Source organism: Bacillus sp. Pc3 (assembly GCF_000815145.1).
Taxonomy (GTDB): Bacteria; Bacillota; Bacilli; order Bacillales; family Bacillaceae; genus Bacillus; species Bacillus velezensis.
Window position 1 is genome coordinate 769,685 of sequence record NZ_CP010406.1, and the last position, 21,612, is coordinate 791,296.

The 21,612-nt window shown below is 45.6% G+C and carries 23 protein-coding genes and 2 riboswitches; of the genes, 8 read left to right on the forward strand and 15 right to left on the reverse strand.

The window, feature by feature from the left end; genetic code table 11:
• Position 1: 1 nt before the first annotated feature.
• The 3 genes from SB24_RS03070 to htpX form a co-directional block, all read right to left on the reverse strand.
• Positions 2 to 676, reverse strand: a complete 675-nt coding sequence (locus SB24_RS03070; RefSeq protein WP_015417333.1) for a DUF421 domain-containing protein — start codon at positions 674 to 676, stop codon at positions 2 to 4.
• Positions 677 to 770: 94 nt separating this feature from the next.
• The gene (locus tag SB24_RS03075) at positions 771 to 2,123 is read right to left on the reverse strand and encodes a TrkH family potassium uptake protein (protein ID WP_015417332.1); all 1,353 of its coding nucleotides are present in this window, start codon (positions 2,121 to 2,123) and stop codon (positions 771 to 773) included.
• 158 nt (positions 2,124 to 2,281) lie between these two features.
• Positions 2,282 to 3,175, reverse strand: a complete 894-nt coding sequence (htpX, locus tag SB24_RS03080; RefSeq protein ID WP_007407207.1) for a protease HtpX — start codon at positions 3,173 to 3,175, stop codon at positions 2,282 to 2,284.
• A 147-nt stretch (positions 3,176 to 3,322) separates the two neighbouring features.
• On the opposite strand from htpX, the gene SB24_RS03085 reads away from it, so the two are divergent.
• Both SB24_RS03085 and SB24_RS03090 read left to right on the forward strand, forming a co-directional pair.
• Entirely contained in the window at positions 3,323 to 4,024 is a 702-nt protein-coding gene (locus SB24_RS03085) for a DUF1836 domain-containing protein (protein WP_015417331.1), read from the forward strand.
• Positions 4,025 to 4,159: 135 nt separating this feature from the next.
• A complete protein-coding gene (locus SB24_RS03090) occupies positions 4,160 to 4,354 on the forward strand; it encodes an alpha/beta-type small acid-soluble spore protein (protein WP_039251672.1) in 195 nt (64 codons plus the stop codon).
• Positions 4,355 to 4,360: 6 nt separating this feature from the next.
• Here SB24_RS03090 and SB24_RS03095 read toward each other — a convergent pair whose 3' ends face one another.
• The 4 genes from SB24_RS03095 to SB24_RS03110 all read right to left on the reverse strand — a co-directional run bounded on the left by SB24_RS03095 (position 4,361) and on the right by SB24_RS03110 (position 8,222).
• Positions 4,361 to 5,530 carry an anti-sigma factor domain-containing protein gene (locus SB24_RS03095; protein WP_007407209.1) on the reverse strand — a complete coding sequence of 390 codons (1,170 nt, stop codon included), beginning with the start codon at positions 5,528 to 5,530 and terminating at the stop codon, positions 4,361 to 4,363.
• Positions 5,527 to 6,282 (reverse strand): RNA polymerase sigma factor SigI, encoded by a 756-nt coding sequence (gene sigI / locus SB24_RS03100; RefSeq protein ID WP_003154719.1) that lies wholly within the window; start codon positions 6,280 to 6,282, stop codon positions 5,527 to 5,529. Before sigI ends, SB24_RS03095 begins: the two co-directional genes overlap by 4 nt.
• 276 nt (positions 6,283 to 6,558) lie before the next feature.
• Positions 6,559 to 7,341, reverse strand: a complete 783-nt coding sequence (locus SB24_RS03105) for a TerC family protein (RefSeq protein WP_039251676.1) — start codon at positions 7,339 to 7,341, stop codon at positions 6,559 to 6,561.
• A 245-nt stretch (positions 7,342 to 7,586) separates the two neighbouring features.
• Positions 7,587 to 8,222, reverse strand: coding sequence for a DedA family protein (locus SB24_RS03110; protein WP_172437942.1), 636 nt, complete (start codon positions 8,220 to 8,222; stop codon positions 7,587 to 7,589).
• Between the two features lie 533 nt (positions 8,223 to 8,755).
• On the opposite strand from SB24_RS03110, the gene ku reads away from it, so the two are divergent.
• Positions 8,756 to 9,637, forward strand: coding sequence for a non-homologous end joining protein Ku (gene ku, locus SB24_RS03115; RefSeq protein ID WP_007610913.1), 882 nt, complete (start codon positions 8,756 to 8,758; stop codon positions 9,635 to 9,637).
• A gap of 2 nt (positions 9,638 to 9,639) precedes the next feature.
• A complete protein-coding gene (locus SB24_RS03120) occupies positions 9,640 to 11,475 on the forward strand; it encodes a DNA ligase D (protein WP_039251679.1) in 1,836 nt (611 codons plus the stop codon).
• 9 nt (positions 11,476 to 11,484) lie between these two features.
• On the opposite strand, the gene SB24_RS03125 is transcribed toward SB24_RS03120, so the two are convergent.
• The 4 genes from SB24_RS03125 to SB24_RS19895 all read right to left on the reverse strand — a co-directional run bounded on the left by SB24_RS03125 (position 11,485) and on the right by SB24_RS19895 (position 13,252).
• The gene (locus SB24_RS03125; RefSeq protein ID WP_007407215.1) at positions 11,485 to 12,039 is read right to left on the reverse strand and encodes a YkoP family protein; all 555 of its coding nucleotides are present in this window, start codon (positions 12,037 to 12,039) and stop codon (positions 11,485 to 11,487) included.
• 179 nt (positions 12,040 to 12,218) lie between these two features.
• The gene (locus SB24_RS03130) at positions 12,219 to 12,683 is read right to left on the reverse strand and encodes a MarR family winged helix-turn-helix transcriptional regulator (protein ID WP_007610911.1); all 465 of its coding nucleotides are present in this window, start codon (positions 12,681 to 12,683) and stop codon (positions 12,219 to 12,221) included.
• 142 nt (positions 12,684 to 12,825) lie between these two features.
• Positions 12,826 to 13,008, reverse strand: a complete 183-nt coding sequence (locus SB24_RS03135; protein ID WP_003154731.1) for a Fur-regulated basic protein FbpA — start codon at positions 13,006 to 13,008, stop codon at positions 12,826 to 12,828.
• 88 nt (positions 13,009 to 13,096) lie between these two features.
• The gene (locus tag SB24_RS19895) at positions 13,097 to 13,252 is read right to left on the reverse strand and encodes a hypothetical protein (protein WP_003154733.1); all 156 of its coding nucleotides are present in this window, start codon (positions 13,250 to 13,252) and stop codon (positions 13,097 to 13,099) included.
• A gap of 193 nt (positions 13,253 to 13,445) precedes the next feature.
• Between SB24_RS19895 and tnrA the strand changes: the two genes are divergently transcribed.
• Complete coding sequence (tnrA, locus tag SB24_RS03140; protein ID WP_003154734.1) at positions 13,446 to 13,778, forward strand: MerR family transcriptional regulator; 333 nt, start codon at positions 13,446 to 13,448, stop codon at positions 13,776 to 13,778.
• Between the two features lie 35 nt (positions 13,779 to 13,813).
• Here the strand turns inward: tnrA and mgtE are convergent, their stop codons facing one another.
• The 3 genes from mgtE to SB24_RS03150 form a co-directional block, all read right to left on the reverse strand.
• A complete protein-coding gene (mgtE, locus tag SB24_RS03145) occupies positions 13,814 to 15,169 on the reverse strand; it encodes a magnesium transporter (protein WP_012117400.1) in 1,356 nt (451 codons plus the stop codon).
• Between the two features lie 234 nt (positions 15,170 to 15,403).
• Positions 15,404 to 15,569: riboswitch (M-box (ykoK) riboswitch) on the reverse strand.
• A 114-nt stretch (positions 15,570 to 15,683) separates the two neighbouring features.
• Positions 15,684 to 15,821, reverse strand: a complete 138-nt coding sequence (locus tag SB24_RS19900; RefSeq protein WP_003154740.1) for a transcriptional regulator SplA domain-containing protein — start codon at positions 15,819 to 15,821, stop codon at positions 15,684 to 15,686.
• An 88-nt stretch (positions 15,822 to 15,909) separates the two neighbouring features.
• Positions 15,910 to 17,172, reverse strand: a complete 1,263-nt coding sequence (locus SB24_RS03150; protein WP_039251683.1) for a glycoside hydrolase family 18 protein — start codon at positions 17,170 to 17,172, stop codon at positions 15,910 to 15,912.
• Positions 17,173 to 17,320: 148 nt separating this feature from the next.
• Positions 17,321 to 17,434, forward strand: a riboswitch (TPP riboswitch).
• A gap of 179 nt (positions 17,435 to 17,613) precedes the next feature.
• On the opposite strand from SB24_RS03150, the gene SB24_RS03160 reads away from it, so the two are divergent.
• Genes SB24_RS03160 through SB24_RS03170 form a run of 3 tightly spaced genes read left to right on the forward strand, consistent with a single transcriptional unit; the run spans position 17,614 to position 20,573 of the window.
• The gene (locus SB24_RS03160) at positions 17,614 to 18,213 is read left to right on the forward strand and encodes an ECF transporter S component (protein WP_039251684.1); all 600 of its coding nucleotides are present in this window, start codon (positions 17,614 to 17,616) and stop codon (positions 18,211 to 18,213) included.
• The gene (locus tag SB24_RS03165) at positions 18,200 to 19,837 is read left to right on the forward strand and encodes an ABC transporter ATP-binding protein (RefSeq protein ID WP_039251686.1); all 1,638 of its coding nucleotides are present in this window, start codon (positions 18,200 to 18,202) and stop codon (positions 19,835 to 19,837) included. Before SB24_RS03160 ends, SB24_RS03165 begins: the two co-directional genes overlap by 14 nt.
• Complete coding sequence (locus SB24_RS03170; RefSeq protein ID WP_022553447.1) at positions 19,812 to 20,573, forward strand: energy-coupling factor transporter transmembrane component T family protein; 762 nt, start codon at positions 19,812 to 19,814, stop codon at positions 20,571 to 20,573. The genes SB24_RS03165 and SB24_RS03170 overlap by 26 nt, the downstream gene beginning before the upstream one ends.
• Before the next feature lie 45 nt (positions 20,574 to 20,618).
• Here the strand turns inward: SB24_RS03170 and SB24_RS03175 are convergent, their stop codons facing one another.
• Positions 20,619 to 21,452 (reverse strand): STAS domain-containing protein, encoded by an 834-nt coding sequence (locus SB24_RS03175; protein ID WP_039251693.1) that lies wholly within the window; start codon positions 21,450 to 21,452, stop codon positions 20,619 to 20,621.
• Positions 21,453 to 21,612 lie beyond the last annotated feature (160 nt).

The window sequence follows — 21,612 nt, forward strand, 5'->3', positions numbered from 1 at the left end:
GTTACTCGCCTCCTTGTTTGCCGTGTTTTGATTTGCGGTTTGCGCCTCTCAGTCCGGGATCACCGTCATATTGTGTTTTGTATGCATCTTTGTCCATGCTCTCAGTCGGTGTGTTGTTGTTGGTCAAAGCTTCATTCTTTGCTGCTTTGCGTTTCATTTGATTTCCTCCTTCTGTCAGCAAATCTGTTTTGAATTCATCAAGCATTTTTTTCAAGTCGCGCACTGTCACGTTTTTGGCCTCATCAATGAGTTCATAGCCGATCTGTCCGTTCGGCTCAAGCAGCACATATTTAAAATCTTGAATGTTTCCGAGGCCTTCCTGCCTGATCCTCATTGACAGCTGAGCTTCGGTAAAACGCATTTTTTTTAAGTTTTCCGGGATGATTTTTCCGTTTCTGACAACGGCGACGGTTTTTCCTGAAAATAAAAACTCAAAAAAGCTTGATTTGATTTCTAAATATTCCATCAGGATTAATACCGCAATAAAAATCGCCGCCGCGAAAATAGTTTCCCATAAATTATGTTCAATAAACGGCTGAATAATAATCGAGCCGATCGAAATCATGATGACTGTCTGGGTCACCGACAGCTGGCTGATTGATTTCCGTCCGGCAATCCGCAATAAAAAGGTACCGACCGCTATCATAACTACCGACTTCCAAAATACGGCAAACAATGACGTCACCTCTTTACAAGTAGAATCTCCAAAGAAACTGTTTCCACTCATCCATTTTACGGCAATAAAAAACACCGCTTTCTGAAAAGCGGTGTCAGCCGATAATTATTCTTTCCTTCGGATAGTGATAATTTGCTTCGATTTCTTTTCGGCCGATCAGATAAAGGAACGTCAAAATGCCGATCCGGCCGATAAACATGACAATCATGATGACGCATTTTCCGATGTCGCTTAAATGCGGAGTAATCCCAAGCGACAGGCCGGTCGTTCCGAATGCGGAACACACTTCAAACAGCAGTCCGAGCAGCGTCTGATTTGTCTCCGTCACGGCCAGAATCAGCGTCGATCCGAACACGAGCAGAATCGCCATCATCGTAACGACCAGCGACTTCATGACATCAGCCTGGTGAAGCTCGCGTTTAAAGACCTTGACCGCTTTATTCCCCCGGGCAAAATGAAACAGGGCAAGAAGGTTAAGCGCAAACGTCGTCGTACGGATTCCGCCGCCGACCGAGCTCGGTGATGCGCCGATGAACATGAGGGCGCAGATGAAAAATAATGTCGGCGCCGACAGCTGGCTGATGTCAATTGTCGCAAGCCCGCCGCTTCGCGTAGCGGTTGATTGAAAGAGACATAAAAATAAAACATCATGCCAGCTTTTCCCCTTCATGACATGGCTTGCTTCAAGCGCGTAAATGCCCACGGCTCCGAACAAAACGAGCATTCCGAACGTAACGGTCGTAATTTTCGTAAACAGCGTGAATGAGTATCTGCGCTGTTTTGAAAACAAAAAGTCCTTTACTTCTACGAGCACCGGAAAACCGATCGCACCGAAAATAATCAGAATCATCGTAATAAACTGCACGAAATAGTCATGTCTGAACGGGACGAGTGAATTTCCCGTAATATCAAAACCGCCGTTTGTCGTGGCGCTGACGCTCGCAAAGAATCCGTGCAAGTACGCCTGTTCAAACGAATCATAATACGTTAAAAAATATGTTCCTAAGATGATGCCGCCTAAAAACTCGATTAATAAAATCAAAAACAGTACTTGCTTCATCAGGTTGACGATACCGGAAAACTGCGATTGATTCTGATCCACCATGATGAGCTTCCGTTCCCGCAGACCGATCCGTTTGCCCATAATGAGCCAGACGAATGTTCCGAGCGTCATGATGCCGATTCCGCCGAATTGAAGCACGAAAGCCAAAATGACAATCCCGGCCGTGCTGAATGTATCAGCCGTGTTGACGACCGTTAAACCGGTGACACTGACTGAGCTGACAGCCGTAAACAGCGCGTCTATAAACGACCAGCTGGCCCCTTGTTTGTGGGCGGCCGGCAGACTTAGCAAAATAAATGCCACCGTCACAGCAAGAAAATAATATAATGCAATCAGCTGTGCAGGCGACAAGATCTGTATGAATTTCTTCAGTGTTAATTTCATAAGATAGTTCCTTCTGCCTCTCAAATGTAGTACGTAATTATTCTAATGATATTGGGAGTATTTTTAAAGGGCTTTTTAGAAAGATTTTTCATTACCTTATGTAATTTGCCGATCTTTAAACAAAAAACCTCTGAAACGATTGTCAGAGGTTTTGTTGATTATTTTGCTTCCAGCCTGCGGATGCGCTCATCGAGATCAGGGTGTGTGGAGAACAGTGACGAATGCTTTTTGCCGTTAATTTTTAACGTCTGCACCGCCGTCTGGTCCTCTTCATTCACATGTCCTGTATAAGACTTCAGCGTACGCAGGGCGTGAATCATTTTATCCTTGCCGGCAAGGTCTGCACCGCCGCGGTCAGCGTGAAACTCTCTGTGGCGCGAGTAGGCGAAGACGACAAGACTGCCGAGAATGGAAAAGATAATCTGAAACACGATCATCGCGATAAAATGAACGACCGGCGCGAGGTCTTCTTTGACAAAGCGGCTTGCAACCCATGCCGCGATTCGGGAAAGGAATACGACGAACGTATTGACGATTCCCTGCAGCAGCGTCATCGTGACCATATCACCGTTTGTGATGTGTGCGACTTCATGGGCAAGGACCCCTTCCACCGCAGCATCATCCATCTGCTGCAATAAACCTGAAGAAACCGCGACAAGCGAACGGCGCTTAGAAGGTCCGGTCGCAAAAGCATTGACCTCCGGGGAATGATAAATGCCGACTTCAGGCATTTTCGTCATCCCTGCGGCACGGGACAATCTGTGCACACGGTCAACCAATTGCTGTTCTTCATAGCTGAGCGACTGTTTCTTCGGATTTAACACCCGGACGCCCATCATCGTTTTGGCCATCCATCTGGACATTCCGAGAGAAATAAAAGAACCGACAAAACCGACGACAAGACTGAACACGAGCAATGCCATCAGATCAATGCGGCCATTTTGTATATACGAGCCGACACCGGTAACGCTTGTAATAATCGTAAGCACAATTCCGATTGTCGTAATGACCAAAAGGTTCGTTAAAATAAACAGAAATATTCTTTTCGCCATAATTACCTCCGTCTTTTTTAAGATCAAAAGAACTTATTTACTTAAATTATAAATGATCTGTTTGAAAATGCAACAATTTCGACGTATGATGTTAATGTAATTCCCATTGATATTAGAAAGTAACACGTAATCAATCAGAGGTGAACCATGAACACGTTTAAACTGACCCGAACTGATATGGTCCGGCTTCTTTACGCGCTAAAAGGCCAAGGAGACGCAACCCCTCTCCAAATCTTATTGCAATCAGCGGATATGACCTTGGATGAAGCGGAAAGCCGTCTGCATATCCCTGAATTTCTGACGAGATTCGAACGAAAAAAAGAGAAAAAGGAATACGGGCTTTCAACTAACGAGATTGTCGAGCTGGGAAATCTGTGCGAGCTGACGTCTTTAAAATCAACCGCCGTCCAAAACTGGGTGAAGCGCGATATTAAAGATTTAATCGGCCACCCCTTACTCGGCAAAAAATATACAATTGAACAAGCTGTCATCCTTCTCATTGTACGTGATTTAAAATCAATTTATGACTTCGAACATATACGCGGCATATTAAAAATCGCTTTTAACACGATCACAGACAGATCAGACGACGTCATCAGCCCGATCAGCTACTATGAAAGCTGCGCCCAAGTGATTGATTATCTTCATCATAAGGCAAACCCGCCGATGAAGGAAACGAGCCTGCAGGAGCTCGTCGAAGAGCAGACGGACAAGCTCAAAAGCTGCTTTAAAGAACTCGGAGGCAGACAATGGAACAATATCAGATCCATAATCGCCGTCACGGTGCTCTCCGTTTTGACTTTCCATATTCAAGCCTCAGCCTACAAAATGACCAGCCATTTATTATAATTCATAACGCTTCTTCGCCCCGGTGTCTGCGCCGGGGTTTTTTTGCTGTACAACAATTGCCAGCATAATCAATACCGTTCCGTTTGAAACTAAAATGCGAAAACACATCTTGCCAGAGAAAAGGAGATGAAAAAGATGGCGAGCAGAAATAAACTCTTAGTTCCAGGGGCTGAGCAGGCACTTGACCAATTTAAATACGAAGTGGCTCAAGAATTCGGCGTGAACCTTAGCTCTGATACAGCAGCACGCGCAAACGGCTCTGTAGGCGGGGAAATGACAAAACGTCTTGTACAGCAGGCTCAATCACAATTAAACGGGAAACATCAATAATGCAGCTTATTCGCCGGGACTTCTCGGCGAATTTTGATATTTATCGGCATTCTCCTTTCCGTGCCGGTAGCCGTTCGGATTCCTTCGGTCTGATGAATCTTCATGATGCCGATAGGATTCCCAATGTTCATTGCGATCATGATTCCAGTAATGATTGTAATACTTTTGCTTAGGCTCTTTGTCATTTCCGTTTTCCTGAGGATTTTGTGTTGGGGGCTGCTCTGTTTCCCCATCTTGTTCCTTCTGTGTGTTTTCCTCTGATCCGGAAGCTGCATTTTTTTCGGTTTGCTGATTGCCGTCCTGACTGTCCGGCTTCGCTTCTTCCGTACCGGGCGTTGTTTCATTGTTTCCCGGCTTCTCTGCTGCCTTTTCTTCATCAGGAGCTGTCTTTTCATCAGCCGCCGGCTTTTCTGTGTCCGGCTGCTCGCTTTGATCAGCGTCTGTTTCGGTATCTTTTTGATCTGTTTCATTGCCGTCGGTTTGCTTTTCAGGCTGTTTTTCTTCTGTTTTCTTTTCGTTTCTTCTTATGTAGCTGCCTGTTGACATCCCTTCCTGTTTTGCTTTTTCTCTTGTTTCCATATCAGATTCAAGCGATTGGACCTGGTAGGTGCCCTTATATTTTTCAGTCATGTCGGCCAGCTGTTTTTTAACGCCTTTTTTATATGTATTGTCATCCGTATTTTCATAAACCGTGGAAATTAAAATCTCTTTTGATTCCTTTACATATCCATGCTTGCTGCAATCGGTAATAATATTACTGATGACTTCTTTAAAATCGCTGCTTTTCCAATCTCCGATGTCACTGATGACCTGTTTGGCGTCATGGTTCAGCGGTGTCAGTTCAATGACTTCATATTTGCTGTTTAAAGCCATTTCAATGCTGGGATTAATGTCAAGCGTCATATACGCGTAAGCTTTGTTATCAGAAAAAACCGGGAGCAAAATTAAAATAAACAAAATAATAGCAGTCATCGTAAACACTCCCAATTTAAAAGGGCGCAGTTTCAGAAAATCAAAAAAGCTGGCCCTTCTTCCCATACGCGTTTCGCCTTCGAACGTAATTTCCTCTCCGATTTCACAAGTGCGGTGATCATTTTTTGTTTTTAAAAATTGTCCGTCAGGGGTTAGCAACGTGACGAATTTTTTATTTTTCTCTACTATGATCCCTCTTCTCATGAGTGCAACACCCCTTTAAGATAATCTTTTAAATAAATATAATCACCGGTAATAATAATACTCATGGCGATGATATATTTTCGGTTCCGTTCGATCGTTTTTCTGCTGACCGACACGAGCTGCTCCAGCTGTTTGACAGGAAGCTGTTTTTTCTGGTGCAAAATGGACGCCAGCTCTTCATTTTCAACAAGCGTGTAGGCTACCTTAATCGCATTCTGCCTCGCATCTGTATGCTTCGGCGATTGTTCCAGCAGCTCTTTAAAAGACAGGCCGTATTCTTTCAGCTGCTTCTGAAAAAAAAGAATTTCTTCCCGGCGCTGTTCCTGTTCTATCTGTTTGCGGTATTCATCAATGGAAAGCTCCGCTTCAATAAGGCTCTGCGAAGATTCCTGGTCGTCGCCTTCCTGCACATCCATATTGATATGCTGAGCGGTTCTTGCTTCTTTTCTGATATAGTCTATCACTTTTCTTTTTATAATCAGCTCTGCAAATGCAAGCAGCGAATTACCTTTTTCAGCCGAATATTTTTCAATGGCTTCGTTAAACGCGATCAGCCCGATGCTGAATTCGTCGTCTTTTTCATCTATATATCGTTTACAAACGGATGAAACCGTCTTCGCGATAAAAGGCTTATATTGCTGTATTAAATCGTTCTGCAGATCTTTGTCGCCTTTTTGTATTTTTTCAACAGATGTTTCAAGCGTTTGCTTCTTTTTTCCCAATTTAAACAAAAGGCTAAGCACTGGTTTCACCTCAGTTCCTCCCTATAACTACTCATAATCATAGCTAATTTAGTAGGGATTCGCAAAGGAAGAAAAAGAGAAATCGATTTCATTTGTCTCAATTATGACAAGCCAATAAGACGTACTATACATGATTTCGTGCCCCCATGCAGAATTAAGGGGGTTTTCTCTGTGTTTTTTGTAACAATGCTGTTATAAAATTGTTATCATATGTCTTAAATGTAAGCGTTTCAAACAAAAAAGGGAACCTGCTTTTTAAAAAGCCAGACTCCCTTTTTGATCATTTTACGCGTGTTCTCTTTTTTCCGATTCCGCGTCAGACTCTATTTGTTTTGCTCCTGACATAAACCATCCGCAAACCGCAATGGCAGCCAGAACCGCCCAGAAAATGATTTTCCAGGCCGCCGAATGGATGACATCTGCCGGAATGATACCGAGTTCCTCATGAGCCAATGTATAAAGAGCGAGCTTCACGCCTACCCATCCGACAATCACAAATGCCGCCGTTTCAAGGCCCGGCCTGGTTTTCAGTAAGGATACGAACATTGATGCCGCAAAACGCATAATGATTAAACCGATTACGCCGCCGGCTAAAATAACGAGAAACTGACCGCCGTCCAAGCCGCCGATGGCAGGAAGCTGAGTTCCCGGGAGCGTTACGGCAAGCGCGACCGCCGCTAAAATGGAGTCAACGGCAAAAGCGATGTCCGCGAGCTCCACTTTCAAGACAGTCTGCCAAAACCCGCTTTCTTTCTGCATTTTCTGCCCGCCGTTATCTTTAAATACATACCGCTTCAGCAAATGGCTGACCGCAATGTAAAACAGATATAAAGCGCCGACGGCCTGGACCTGCCAGACATTCACCAGAAAAGAAATAGCGAACAGCGACCCGAAACGCAAAATAAATGCGCCCGCCAATCCGTAAAATAAAGCCTTCTTCCTTTGTTTTTCAGGAAGATGCTTCACCATCACAGCCATCACCAGCGCGTTATCCGCCGCCAAAATCCCTTCCAGCCCGATTAAAACGAGAAGAACCCATCCATACTCCAATAATAATGCAAAGTCCAATCCATTCCCTCCGTTTCTTTTTTCTATCATCCGAGCTTATACCGGCGGTTTTTTACGCAAAAAAGACCTTTGCCGATATAAGGCAAAGGTCTTGCTAGACATGAATGATTGGCATGCCAACAAAGCCGATGGATATGATCCATGAATTGACGACTTTGTTTCCGGAATATCCGGACGCTACTCCCCTTTGGGATTTCAAGAAATATTTGTTTATACGCTCATGATAAAGCCTGTTTCATCATTTGTCAACGCTTAACTTTTTTAACAAATTGAGAAATTTTTTCTGTTTTGGCCCGCTGTTTTCTTCTCTTTAAAAACATCCAAAGAATGAGAAGCAACACAATGAATATACCGAGCGGCAGCATATATTGATCGAGAATGGAACCGACGCTTTTCCAATTTTCCCCGAGTTTCATTCCGAGGTATACGTAAGCAAATGTAATCGGCAGCATCGCTGCATATGTATATAGAGAGAACACCCAGACATTCATCTTCGCAATGCCGCACGGCAAAGAAATCAGCGTCCTGACCCCCGGTATAAAACGGCCGCTGAACGCGACCAAACCTCCGTGCTTCTGAAAGAAATCATCTGATTTCTGCAGGGATTCGGGTTTTATCCATATATACTTTCCATATTTCAGCAAAAACGGCCGACCGCCCAGCCTGCCGATTCCATATAAGACAAGCGGACCTGAAACACCGCCGAGCGAACCGGCAAACACGGTCCCGGCAAGTGTCATATCCCCTTTTGAGACCCAATAGCCCGCTAGCGGAAGAACAATTTCCGCCGGGATGAATTCTATACTGAGCGCCAAAAAAATCCCGGCGTAAGATAAGCTTTTAAACGCCTCTATTATTGATATGATGAATTCTTCGATGATCTATCACTCCCGGCTTACGTCTATATTCCGAAACTTAAGAATGATTTTAACACAAAACCTTGAGGCTGAAATATCTTTTAGACATGCCCGTTATAAATGTGAGTTGTTTCAGATCGGTATAGCGGGAGGGAATGACATGCGCAATACAACGTCACGCCTGTCTCCTGATTGCTTGTCTGGCGGCGTTTACATCACTTAAGATCTCCGGAAAAGTAAGCGGCGGCTGACCGCGAATTCAGTTCATATGGGAGCGGGAAATTTTCTCAGTCACCACATGGGAATGCGTGGGCATTTCCCGGGGAATGATTTTGTATAATCTTTTTGATTACCGCTGATGATTTTCAGGGACTTCAGCGCTTTAAAGAACTTACCGATTCACTGATTGTAAATAAAGAATTCATTTGCTTTTCAGCCGACCATTTCCGCCTGAGGAAATGGAACAGCCGCTCCATGAAGCGCCGCAACACCCATAAGTTGCTACACATGGAACGGACCCGTTTATCCACAATAAAGACAAAAAGGAGTTTTTATTCATGCACACGATGTGGAAGGGTTCGATCAGTTTCGGCCTCGTCAATATCCCGGTCAAGCTCTTTGCGGCCACTGAAGATAAAGATATAAAATTCCGCAGTCTTCATAAAGAAGACCATGCGCCGATTAAATACGAAAAAATCTGCACCGGATGTGAAAAAAGTCTGGAGCCTGATGAAATCGTGAAAGGCTATGAGTATGTAAAAGGGAAATACGTCATTATGACAGACGAAGACTTGAAAGACGTAAAACAGGAACATGAAGAAAAAGCGGTTGAGATTGTTGACTTTGTCCAGCTGCAGGAAATTGATCCGATTTATTTTAACCGGTCATATTATGTCGGGCCGGGAGATAACGGCACAAAAGCCTATACACTTCTGCGGGAAGCGCTGAGGACGACGGGTAAAATCGGGATTGCCTCCATTACGATCCGCTCTAAACAGCAGCTTGCGATTCTTCGCGTGTATGACAACTGTATCGTGATGGAATCCATTCATTATCCGGATGAAGTCAGAAATGCCGGACATGTGCCGGGCGTTCCCGAGCAGACAGCCGTTAATGAAAAAGAGCTGCAGACGGCGATTACGTTAATTAATGAGCTGACAACCGAGTTTGACCCGGAACAATACGAAGATACGTACCGGAAAGCCCTTCTCGCTAAAATTAACGATAAGCTCGAACATGAGGAAGCGGGCGTGACACCGGCTGCTGCCGGCCCGCGCGAAGATGTCATCGATCTTGTCAGCGCGCTTCAGGCAAGCATTGACCGGACGAAGCGGCCGGATCGCGAACAGGCTGCGCCGGCGCGGACAAAAGACGCCGCGTCAGCAGGCGGCGGAGGCAAAAAGCAGAAAACGACCAGACAAAAAGCCGGAACGTCTTAATCATGGTGCTGACGATGCAGCCGATTTTGACCTCTGTACCGCCTGAAGGCAGTGAGTGGCGCTATGAGGTAAAGTATGACGGGTTCCGCTGTCTTCTCCGCATAGACGAAAGCGGCGTGACATTAACCAGCAGAAACGGACAGACGCTGACGAGTCAATTTCCGGAAATCACAGCTTTTGCGGCTCGGTGTTTTCAGCACATGAAAGACAGGTTCCCCATTACGCTTGACGGAGAGCTTGTCTATTTAATCAATCCGTACAGAGCGGACTTTGAGCATCTTCAAATCCGCGGACGTTTAAAACGGACGGAAGCAATTGAAAGCAACGCTGATAGACGGCCGTGCCGCTTTCTGGCATTTGATCTCCTCGTTCTGGAAGGCGCCGGCACCGTCTCATTACCGTATGTGAAACGGAAGCGCGCCCTTTCCAAACTGTTTAAAGAAGCAAATCTTCCCGCCTGCCCTCATCACTTAGCGGAAGAAGCGATTCAATACATTCCGGAACACACTGACTTTGATGCGCTTTGGGACAAGGTCGTCCGCCATGACGGAGAAGGTATCGTAGCAAAAAGGGCTTCCAGCGGCTGGGCGGAAAATAAACGCTCCCCCGACTGGCAAAAGTATAAACATATGAAAACGGCACATGTGCTATTAACCGGGTTTAATCCGAAAAACGGGTATGTAACGGCCTCTGTTTTAAAAGACGGCATCGCCGTCCCGATCGCGTCCGTTTCCCACGGCATGCAGGCGGAAGAAAAAAACGCCGTCAGAACCATTATGGAGACCCACGGAAAAAAACAAAAAAGCGGCGAGTATACACTTGAGCCTTCTATCTGCATGACCGTGCAGTATTTAACCATATTGCAGGACACGCTGCGTGAAGTATCTTTTGTGTCTTTTCAGTTTGAAATGGATTGGACGGAATGCACGTATCAACAGCTTATCCTTCACTCTAAAACGCTGCCGCCGAAGCTGCAGTTCACAAGTCTGGATAAGATTGTTTTTAAAAAACGTGAAAAAACGAAAGCAGATTTCCTTAGTTATATGGTGAAAATGAGCGATTTTCTGATGCCCTTTCTTAAAGATCGTGCCGTCACGGTGATCCGTTATCCGCACGGCGCGCCTGGCGAATCTTTTTTTCAAAAAAACAAACCGGACTACACGCCGGACTTTGTCTCAAGCGTGTTTGACGGGAGCCACGAGCACATCGTATGCAGCAGCATACCGTCACTTTTATGGCTGGCTAATCAGCTGGCGCTTGAATTTCACGTTCCGTTTCAGACAGTGTATTCTGAAAGGCCCGCAGAGATTGTCATTGATCTTGATCCTCCGTCAAGGAATGATTTTCCTATGGCAGTGGAGGCTGCGCATGTGCTGAAACAGCTGTTTGACTCATTCAGCATTACGTCATTCCCGAAGCTCTCCGGAAATAAAGGCATTCAGCTCTACATCCCGCTTTCACCGGAAGCATTCACCTATGAAGAAACCCGTGCGTTCACAATGCTCATCGCCGATTATTGCGTCAGGACGCGGCCGGATCTTTTTACGACAGAGCGGTTTATCAAAAACCGAAACGGCAGACTCTACCTAGATTATTTGCAGCATGCCGAAGGGAAAACCATTATCGCCCCCTATTCGACCCGGGGCAACGAATTGGGAACGGTTGCGGCTCCCCTTTATTGGAGCGAAGTCAACTCCTCTTTAACACCTGATGATTATACGATCGATACAGTAGTGAACCGCGTCAGGACAGAGGGAGATCCGTTTTATGATTTTTACCGGAATCCGCAGGACGGCCCGCTTTCAATCGTGCTTGAGCAAATCAAGAGAAAGAGCTGACGCTTTTTGTCAGCTCTTTTCAGTCTGATACGTGCACATCAATTTTTCTTTGGAAATAAATAAATAGCAGGAGTAAGGAATGTTTTTGAGGGTGAGCTGTTTTGCAGTAAAGTATAAAATGGGAATATGGGCCGCTTTCTTAAACAGCCTGTAGCAGCCGCTGGACGGTTTTATCACATCAAAACCGAGTCTCGCAGCTCCTTTATGAAGCATTGTAATGCCGACGACTCCCTTAATCTCGTCTTTCCGTTTATGCTGGTTAATATAATCCGCTAAATGAGGCATGGATTGATATACCTTCTGATATAGCATAATCCCCCTTCTGACCGCGCTTTCAATAGGCTGCAGCTCTTTCAGGAGTTTGACATTATGAAGATGAATCTTAACTAACACGTCGTTTTTTTTAATTCTGGTTCCGTCGCTCAGGATGACTTCTTTTCCTTTATATCTAGTCAAACGGACGCGGAATACATTCGATTGCCGTTTATCAATCAGCGTCAGCCGGGTAAAGAAGAAATAAAGCGGATCAAGTAAGTACCATATAGACAGCAGACAGCTTCTCACATGTTCACCTTCTTTATAATCAAAGCACCCTCATATTTTGGCATGGGGCGTGTCACATTATGATTGGTAAATAATGATGCCGACCTGTATCAGCTTATGCAAAAACCGCTTCAGGCTCTACTGTCCGGAACAGAAAAAAAACACTCTTCGTGAAGAAGAGTGTCTGTATCCGCTTTCTTTTAACGGAAAAGCAAATGCTGGCTGTGAATTCCCGCTTTTTTCAGTAAGGCTATCAGCTGTTCCTGTTCCTCAGGCATAAGTCCTGAAAACGCTCTCGCAATTCTCAATGAATGAATCGGATAAATTTTATCCAAATACTCGTTTCCTTTATCAGTTAAATGGGCGTAAACAGACCGTTTGTCCTTCGGGTCTTGTTCTCTGACCAAAAACCCGTTTCTTTCAAGCTTGTCGATGACATAGGTGACATTCCCGCTGACAAGCAAAAGACGCGACCCGATTTGCTGAAGCTTTTGCGGTCCTCTCGTATAAAGCAGCTCCAAAACGGCAAATTCAGTCGGATTAAAACCGTGTTCTTTACTGTCGCGGATGCTGTGTTCAGACACACTCTTGAAAGCCCTTGCAAAAACTTTGTACAAATTCATCGAACGCATCACTTCTTCTTCGTTAAATGATAATCTCATCATATCTACCCCGTATTTAAGATTTTTATAAAAAAATAATGTAAACCCTTACAATTCATAAGAGTCGATCTTTGTTTTATATTCTATTCGTGCCGTTTTTCAGAATTCCTTCTTTTTTATATAAAAAAATACCCTTATACATCATTTAATTTGTATAAGGGTTCCGTTCTTTATAGGGAATGTTCCGAAAAAAATACGCGTATTCCTTTCTCAGCTCCGTAATTGTCATGGAATTGAGTATTTCTTTCGTATAGACTCCGATCTGCAGAAGCTTTTTGGAATAATGGTTTCTCTCTTTGTCCAATGCATTTTGAAGCAAACGACTCATGGCGGCCTCCTTTGTTTTCCGTTATTCTATGATCAGAATAACGCTTTTATATCAAAGACGTATAAAGCCATTGTAAAACTTCTGTAGATTATGATGTTTTTCGGTAAAGTCCGTTCTGGACGGCTCTGAGCAGCGGAAAAGCGTGTTCCCCGGCAAGCTGCATGAACGCCTCCAGCATTTCATCGCGTTTCATATCTAATTCAATGATTTCTTTTGCCAGCGAAACCGCTTTTTCTTTCTCCATTCCTATCCTTCCTCCTCATTGTGTCTGTATAGTAAGCATAAAACGGGGCACAGGACCATGCATTAACCTTGTCAATTTTTCTGCCGCTTTTTTTCTAAAATTTTCTATTCCGCGTCAGAAAACCTGACAAGCGTCAGGTTTTTTCTCTTTTTTTCTTATATAATATGAGTAAAAGACATCCAGGGGTGGAAAAATGACGACAGACGAACAATCTTACAAAGATAAAAAAGTAATCTCGATCGGCATTGTAAGCGAATTAACCGGATTGTCAGTCAGACAGATCAGATACTATGAAGAACGGAAATTAATCTACCCGCAGCGTTCATCACGGGGAACGAGAAAGTATTCCTTCGCGGACGTTGAGCGGCTGATGGATATTGCCAACAAGCGGGAAGACGGCGTGCAGACGGCTGAGATTTTAAAAGACATGCGAAAAAAAGAACAGGCTCTCAAAAACGACCCGCAGCTCCGCAAAAAAATGCTGGAAGGCCAGCTTAATGCTCATTTTAAGTATAAAAACCGCTGATCAAAAAAGTCCGCCTCCTGTGAGACGGACTTTTTTTATAAAGCATGAAGAAATGCAGTTGCAATGCCGAAATAAATTAATAAGGACAAAATATCGTTCAGCGTCGTAATCAGCGGACCTGATGCAATCGCCGGGTCAATGTTCAATTTATGAAGAATAATAGGGACGATCGTTCCGGCCATCGTACCGATAATCAACGTTGCAAGCAGCGATGAACCGACGACAAAACCGAGCGTTAAGTCTTTCTGCCAGACGGTTGCGACAATCGTAATCGCGATCGCACAGACGATGCCGATATAGATACCGGTTCTTAATTCACGGAAAATCAGTTTAAAGATGGTTTTTTTATTCATTTCTTCTTTAGCCAGTCCTCTGATGACGACGGCGAGTGACTGTGTGCCTGTATTACCCGTCGTTCCCGCGATCATCGGCATGAAAAACGCGAGGGCGACGACTTTTTGCAATGTATCTTCAAAATAATTCAGAATGCTTCCGGAAATCAATCCGATAAACAAAAGCAGAATGAGCCACGGCAAACGGCGGTACGCCGCAACGTACGCTTTCGTATCAAATGTAATCGCCTTACCGGAGGCTGCGAATTTTTCGTAATCTTCATCGGCTTCTTTAATCACGACGTCAATAATATCATCGACAGTGACAATACCGACAAGCACATGATTTTCTTCCACGATCGGAATGGCTAAAAAGTCATACCGCTGGATCAGCCGGGCGACTTCTTCCTGGTCTTGGAGCACCCCGGCCGAGATGACACGTGTAAACATGAGATCCTGCACTTTATCCTCAGGCTCGCCAAGAATTAAATCTCTGTAAGAGAGCACTCCGACAAGCTGCTTGCTGTCATTAATCACGTACAAATAATTTATTGATTCTGCGATTTCTGCAAAGCTTTTCAGCTTCACGACCGCATCTTTTACTGTATAATGCTGCGGAATCCAGACGAAGCGGTTCGTCATCATCCGGCCCGCCGATTCTTGCGGGTAGTTCATCAAAAGCTGTACGGCCTTTGATTCCTCAGCCTCCATGCTGGATAAAAGCTGTTCTTTCAGTTCTTCATCCATCTCTTCCAGCAATGCGGCGAGATCGTCGTTATCCATTTTATTCATTGCGAGAGTGGCTTTCGTTTTACCGACTTTATGCAAAACGGCAAGCTGAAATTCCCGCTCCAGCTCTCCGATCATGTCGGTGATGTCATCAACCGTCATATATGACAGATAGCGGGCCCGGTGCTTTTCCGGCATTTCTTTAAACAAAAATGCCATGTCATAGGGCTGAAGCTCATCTATCATGTTTCGGAATTCTTTTATTTTTCCGTCCCGCAATAAAATGATAATGCGTAATATGAGTTCGTCATAGGTCATGTTTTGGACCATCGGGACTCGTACCTCCTTTACGGAGACGCGCCGTCCGTCAAGGGAAGTGCGGCGGTTTGTCTCCTCATCATGTCGTCACTGGTTATCTGGCTGTATATGGGTACTTCTTCTGACATACTCGAATGGGGAGAATCCATACTCCGCACCTCCTTATCATGCTCAGTCGTGTACGTTTTGAGGCATAAAAAAAACCTTCTGATATGAAGGCGAAAACAAGCACGGCAAATAAACGTGCGGGGCCTCCAATCGTAGAGCTTTAGCACTGTATGGCATAGGACAGCCATCCAGCTGCGTTAAGAATCACCTTATGTCGATGATTCCTGTTGACCCATTGGCGTCTTTGGACATTTTTGGGCAGCAGCGTATCTCCATACAGGAGCCTCACCTAACGAAGTTCTTATTTGAATTGACACACTGAGATTACAGAAAAAAAAGGAATGTGTCAACCTTAAATTTGTGATTTCAGCACATGCCTATAAAATAAACGGAATAAAGGAATAAAGGCATAAAGCCCTTATTCCGGCAAATCGCTTTCATCCTCTTCTGAAAGGAAATGATAGGATTCATGCAGCATGAGCGCGTACTCCCCTTCTTTTGTCGGATGCGGTACATACTCAGCCTCGTTGATATACTGCTCTTCCCTTTTCTTCATATGACAGACCTCCTGTTCAATTTTAGATTGTCCAAAAGAAGATCCGTTATCATAGGAAAAAAAATTACTTGCGGAGCGGGACATGCAGCTATATTTTTCGGATCGTGAAAAAGTTCCTAAGCAGCCACGGGCCCGGTTTGAAACCGAGCGTTAATTGCCACGCGCCGATCGCCTGCAGTCCGAACTCCCGAACGAGAACCATTTTTTCACTCATGCTCCGCACATCCTCAAACCACACTTCATGCGTTCTTCCATTTTCATCAGTATACCGGAAGTAAGGGGAACGCTCCTGCTGGGAATAACGGATCACTGATTGATGCTTCATGGCCGTTTCCATGGCGCGCTGATTGGAGATGGCGGATCCGATCGTTCCGGGACGGTACGGAATCACCCAATCATACCCGTACAGCGGAACACCGAGAATCACTTTTCTTCTCGGCACCCTGCTGATGGCAAAATTGATCGTTTGCCTGACCTCTGTCAAAGGCGCCACAGGTCCCGGCTCACTGCCGGCGTGGTGCCAGTCGTACGCCATAATGAACATATAATCGACGACGGCTCCAATTCCGCCGTAATCATATCCCCTCAGCCACGGCACTGCATCACTTGTTTTCGCCGGAACCGATATCGTTAACGCGAGCTGATGCTCTGAAAGCCGGGTTTTTAACTGCCGGAGAAATCCTGTGAAGAGGTCCCTGTCAGCTTCTCTGACCCGTTCAAAATCGATATTTACACCGCCGTATCCCTTTCTTACGGTTAAGGAGACGATATTGCTGACGAGATTCGTTCTTGCCGTCGGATTTTGCAGCACTTGATGGGCTAATTCCGGACTGAATCCCCCTTCTGTCAGATTCGTAATGACGGCAAGCGGGCGCACTCTGTTCTGCCATGTGGTTTCTATTGCGGTTCTGTCGTTTAAATCGTTAATGATATCTCCATTCGGGCCAAAATGATATTCAAACAAAGAAATCGCCGAAGAATACGGCGCAAAATCATTAATTAGCTCTCTATCCGCTTCAGGCGTCCGAATGACATAAAATTGCAGGGTTCCCGCAAGATAGTTAGAGATATCAGGAATCTTCACTTTCATACCCGCCCGCAGCCGGTTCGGCGGAATATCCGGGTTTGCCTGCATCAGCTGCATCTGCGGCACATAAGCCTTACCTGCGATAACGGCATACGTATCATTCGGCTGAACCGTATATTCATTAAGAGGGATTAAAAGCGCCTGCCCCGGAACGATATTCGTTTCCTCAAGCCCGTTGACACTTCTGATGCTGTCAACAGGGTATCCGTACTTTCTGCTGATGGAAAATAACGAGTCACCAGACTGCACTGTATGAACAAACATAGATGTCCTCCGTTTCCTTTTGATCAAAAGGGCTCTACTTATCTTTATGAATGATCATCCGGTCCGATTCCAAACTCTGTTTGGAGAAAGGCTGTTTACAAATCAGACATGATCAACTATGATGATGTCATCATAAAAAACTGTATAGGAAACGCACTAGGGGTGCTGTTATCGGCTGAGATAAAACATGCGGCAGGCGTGTTTTGATCCCTTATAACCCGATCTGGATAATACCAGCGTGGGGAAGTGCAGATTGACCGGAGCGCAGGGTTTTTCCCCATGCGTTTTCGTTCTGCTGCTGCATATTCCCTCGGATATGCAGTTTTTTATTTTTCATTAAAAAACGGGGGAGGACACCGCAATATGAAACTGAATATGAACCGCCTGTAAAATCATCTCTTTCATACATACGACTATCCGATAAGAAAGCAGGAGATCACAATGAAAATTTGGAAAATGAGAGAAATTGTCGTCATGTCCGTCATCAGTGTTGTATTTGCTGTCATTTATTTAGTATCAACTCATGCAAGCAATATAGCGGCAGGGTTTTTCGGCCGGATGAGCTATGAACCGATTTACGGTATCTGGTTTATCGTCTCGGTGATTGCCGCGTACATTATTCAAAAACCGGGAGCGGCTCTTGTTTCTGAAATCATCGCCGCGTTTGTGGAGTGCTTACTCGGAAATCCGTCAGGACCGATGGTGATCCTGATCGGGATCGCACAGGGAATCGGTGCGGAAGCGGTCTTTTTTGCGACACGCTGGCGGGTGTATACCCTGCCCGTGCTTCTTTTATCCGGTATAGGGTCTTCTGTGACGAGCTTCATTTATGACTTGGTCGTTTCCGGATACTCTGTTTTGAATCCGGGTTTATTAGCCGTCATGCTTCTCATCCGTCTGGTCTCAGGTGCGCTTCTTGCCGGCCTTCTCGGCAAAGCAATCAGTGATGCGCTGGCTTACACAGGGGTGCTGAACGGCATGGCGCTCGGAAAACAATTCAAGAAGAAAAAGAAACAGGTGAACCAAGATGCAGGCATCTGAGCCCCTTCTATCGGCCGGCCGTCTTACCTTTTCTTATGATCAGGATGAAAAGCCGATTCTTCAAAACGTGTCCTTTCAGCTCCGCAAAGGAGAGCGGGCTTTATTGCTCGGGCCGAGCGGATGCGGCAAAAGCTCGCTCGCTCTCTGTTTAAACGGTCTGTACCCGGAAGCATGCGATGGGGTTCAATCGGGAACCGTTTCTTTATACGGAACACCTCTTTCACATCTGACAGAGCCCGCCGCCAGATCCATCGGCGTCGTGTTTCAAGATCCGGACCAGCAGTTTTGCATGCTGACGGTTGAAGATGAAATCGCCTTCGGCCTGGAAAATTTGCAATATACAAAAGAAGATATGGACGCAATCATCGATGATGTTTTGGCAAAATTGGAGATCACTCATCTGAAAATGCGAACGATCGCTTCGCTGTCAGGCGGTTCAAAACAAAAAGTGGCGCTTGCCTGTATCATTGCGATGGAACCGGAACTCATTATTTTGGACGAACCGACGGCACAGCTTGATCCATATTCCGCACGTGAATTAGTGCGGCTGATCAAAGATCTTCAAGCAAAAAAAGGCTTCGGCCTTCTCGTTATCGAACATCAGCTTGATCATTGGGCGCCGTGGATGGACAGGACGATTGTCCTTGACGAAACGGGTCAGAAGGTGATGGACGGAGAGACGGACGTTATCTTTGAAACAAAGATTGAAGAGCTGATGCAGCTCGGCATTCCGATTCCGCGTGTGATCTCATTGCAGGAGCACGTCAGCATTCCTTTTACATTGTGTAAAGAAAAGCTGTTTCAAGAATCTGTACCGTCTCTGCCCGAACCCCGGCCCGCCGCGCTTTCGGCAGAAGACGCGCTGAGCGTTCACGGGCTGTCATTCTCAAGAGGAGCAGACGTCATTTTTCAGGATGTGAGCTTTTCCGTAAAAAAAGGTTCAATCACCGCGATTGCCGGCCCTAACGGAACAGGAAAAACAACGCTCCTTTCTGCCGCGGCCAAGCTCATCCGTCCGCTGGGCGGAGACATCAAAATAGACGGCAGACCGATTGATTCCTATTCTGAAAAAGAGCTGCGGCGGCTGATCGGATATGTTTTCCAAAATCCTGAACACCAATTTGTCACAGATTCCGCCATTCAAGAGCTGATGTTCGGTTTTGAAAGCAGCAGAGCCGCAAAGGAGAAAGCTCTTCAGCTGTTAACCCGATTCGGCCTGAGACGCCATGCCTCACAGCATCCGTTTTCTTTAAGCCAAGGACAAAAACGCAGGCTCAGCGTCGCGACGATGCTTATGCACAATGTGAACGTTTTGATGCTTGATGAACCGACTTTCGGACAGGATGCCAAAACGGCGCGGGAGTGTATGCAAATGCTCCGTGAGATTCAAAAGGAAGGAACGGCTGTTTTGATGGTGACACACGATATGGAACTCGTCTCAGATTATGCCGACACGATCCTTGTGCTCTGCGGCACGAAACTGGTATTCCGGGGAACTCCCGACGCTTTATTTTCTGATAACACCGGGATCGCCGAGCAGGCGCATTTGGCTTTACCGCTGCGGTATGAATGGATGAAACACGACAGGAGGCGGAGAAATGAACTTGCGGCTGGAGGCTGTTAACCCGTCAATAAAGGCGGCGGCTGTATTGTTATGCGTCATTATGCTGTCGTTTATTTATAATCCGTACACCCCTGCTTTGTTTTATATCATCATTGCGGGAGGCGTCCTCTCGGCGGGGCGTGTGCCGCTGAAAAAATGGCTGCTGTTCACGATTCCGTTTGTCATTCTGGCCTTCGGTTCTTTATGGACAGCCGCCGTATTCGGAAACGTCCCGACAACCGGAAGCAACCTGCTGTTTAAGCTCGGGCCGATTGCCGTCAACAGTGATAACGCGGCGCTCGGGATTTCTATCGCGTTTCGTATTTTATGTTTTTCCGCTTTGTCGATGATGTTTCTTTTCACAACCGATCCGATTCTGTTCATGCTCAGTCTGATTCAGCAGTGTAAGCTGCCGCCCAAGCTTGCATACGGCGTTATCGCGGGGTTCCGGTTTCTCCCTCTTCTGAAAGATGAAATCCTGATCATCCGGCAGGCGCACAGAATCAGGGGCGCGGCGTCTGATTCCGGGCTGAAAGGAAAGCTCTCCGCCTTCAGGCGCTTCACCATTCCGCTATTGGCAGGCGCAATCAGAAAGGCGGAACGCACGGCGATCGCGATGGAATCTAAAGGCTTTACGGGGAGCCGAAACCGCACGTTTTACAGAACTGTTACCGTGCGCCGCGCCGACTGGTGCTTTTTCCTGCTCGTGCTTCTGTTATTCGGGGCAAGCTGGCTCATTTCATTGTTGTTTGTATAAAAACAGGCCGCCGGAGTGATTCGGCAGCCTGTTTTGTTATGTATGTTATTGATGATAATTGAGAGCCTGAGCGAGATTGGACTTGACCGTAATATCTGAGAAATTAATGCCGAGCTGTACGGCGGTTTGAGCGATTTCCGGCCTGATTCCGGATAAAGTGGACGTGACGCCGATCAATTTCAGCGCCTCAATTAATTTAAAAATCTGATGCGCCACCATCGTATCGACAACCACTACACCCGACAGGTCAATTAGCAGATGTTCAATCAGCCGTTTTGCACATGTGCTCAGCGTATTTTCAAGAATGAATTTGGCGCGCTCCGTGTCAATATCGCCGACAAGCGGCAGCAGCGCCGTCCGTTTGCTCAGCGTGATAACCGGCGAGCTTAACTCCAAAATCATTTCTCTTTGCGCATTCAGCTGCATTTTTGAGTTATGCTCGGCATGATCGACAAACGTGTAAATCGTAAAATCAAATACTTGTACAATTAAATTCTCCCATTTCTTCCTTTCCCCCTGTGCAAACGAAGATTCATGTTTATCGGCAAACGCATTATAATAACTGACGTATAGTCTCCGGTTTCTCATGAATTCACGGACCACATACTGGACGGGAGTATCCAGATGCTTCTGGTCTTTCGCAAGCTCAATCACCCACCGCTCGAACTCTTCTAAAAATTCTTTTTCCGGCATGATATACATTTTATTAATATGCCGGTAAAATTCTTTATCCTGCTCCGTCAGTTCTTCTGTGATGACGGGATTTGTCAAAGAATAAATCGAATTCGGATCCGAATCTTCCATCGTTTCGATCCACTCTTTCGCAATTTGATCCACTTGTTCTGAAAAATAGTTGTACAATGCTTCACTTATCTTCATATCTCTTCTCCTTTCCCATTTCCAATTATAGCGTCAGCGGATCATGAATGAAAATAAAAGCTGTTAAACTATCCATTTATTTGAAATTTTTTAGTACGATAGATTACGCCTTTTTTATGAAAATGCTTCAAATGACTCTTTCCGGCCGGCATGCTCTGCC

Coding starts and splice junctions, on each gene's coding strand:
- SB24_RS03075 (WP_015417332.1), bottom strand. CDS start 2,123: ATGAAATTAACACTGAAGAAATTCATACAGATCTTGTCGCCTGCACAG.
- htpX (WP_007407207.1), bottom strand. CDS start 3,175: ATGGCGAAAAGAATATTTCTGTTTATTTTAACGAACCTTTTGGTCATT.
- SB24_RS03085 (WP_015417331.1), top strand. CDS start 3,323: ATGAACACGTTTAAACTGACCCGAACTGATATGGTCCGGCTTCTTTAC.
- SB24_RS03090 (WP_039251672.1), top strand. CDS start 4,160: ATGGCGAGCAGAAATAAACTCTTAGTTCCAGGGGCTGAGCAGGCACTT.
- SB24_RS03095 (WP_007407209.1), bottom strand. CDS start 5,530: ATGAGAAGAGGGATCATAGTAGAGAAAAATAAAAAATTCGTCACGTTG.
- ku (WP_007610913.1), top strand. CDS start 8,756: ATGCACACGATGTGGAAGGGTTCGATCAGTTTCGGCCTCGTCAATATC.
- SB24_RS03120 (WP_039251679.1), top strand. CDS start 9,640: ATGGTGCTGACGATGCAGCCGATTTTGACCTCTGTACCGCCTGAAGGC.
- SB24_RS03130 (WP_007610911.1), bottom strand. CDS start 12,683: ATGATGAGATTATCATTTAACGAAGAAGAAGTGATGCGTTCGATGAAT.
- SB24_RS03135 (WP_003154731.1), bottom strand. CDS start 13,008: ATGAGTCGTTTGCTTCAAAATGCATTGGACAAAGAGAGAAACCATTAT.
- SB24_RS19895 (WP_003154733.1), bottom strand. CDS start 13,252: ATGGAGAAAGAAAAAGCGGTTTCGCTGGCAAAAGAAATCATTGAATTA.
- tnrA (WP_003154734.1), top strand. CDS start 13,446: ATGACGACAGACGAACAATCTTACAAAGATAAAAAAGTAATCTCGATC.
- mgtE (WP_012117400.1), bottom strand. CDS start 15,169: ATGGTCCAAAACATGACCTATGACGAACTCATATTACGCATTATCATT.
- SB24_RS19900 (WP_003154740.1), bottom strand. CDS start 15,821: ATGAAGAAAAGGGAAGAGCAGTATATCAACGAGGCTGAGTATGTACCG.
- SB24_RS03150 (WP_039251683.1), bottom strand. CDS start 17,172: ATGTTTGTTCATACAGTGCAGTCTGGTGACTCGTTATTTTCCATCAGC.
- SB24_RS03160 (WP_039251684.1), top strand. CDS start 17,614: ATGAAAATTTGGAAAATGAGAGAAATTGTCGTCATGTCCGTCATCAGT.
- SB24_RS03165 (WP_039251686.1), top strand. CDS start 18,200: ATGCAGGCATCTGAGCCCCTTCTATCGGCCGGCCGTCTTACCTTTTCT.
- SB24_RS03170 (WP_022553447.1), top strand. CDS start 19,812: ATGAACTTGCGGCTGGAGGCTGTTAACCCGTCAATAAAGGCGGCGGCT.
- SB24_RS03175 (WP_039251693.1), bottom strand. CDS start 21,452: ATGAAGATAAGTGAAGCATTGTACAACTATTTTTCAGAACAAGTGGAT.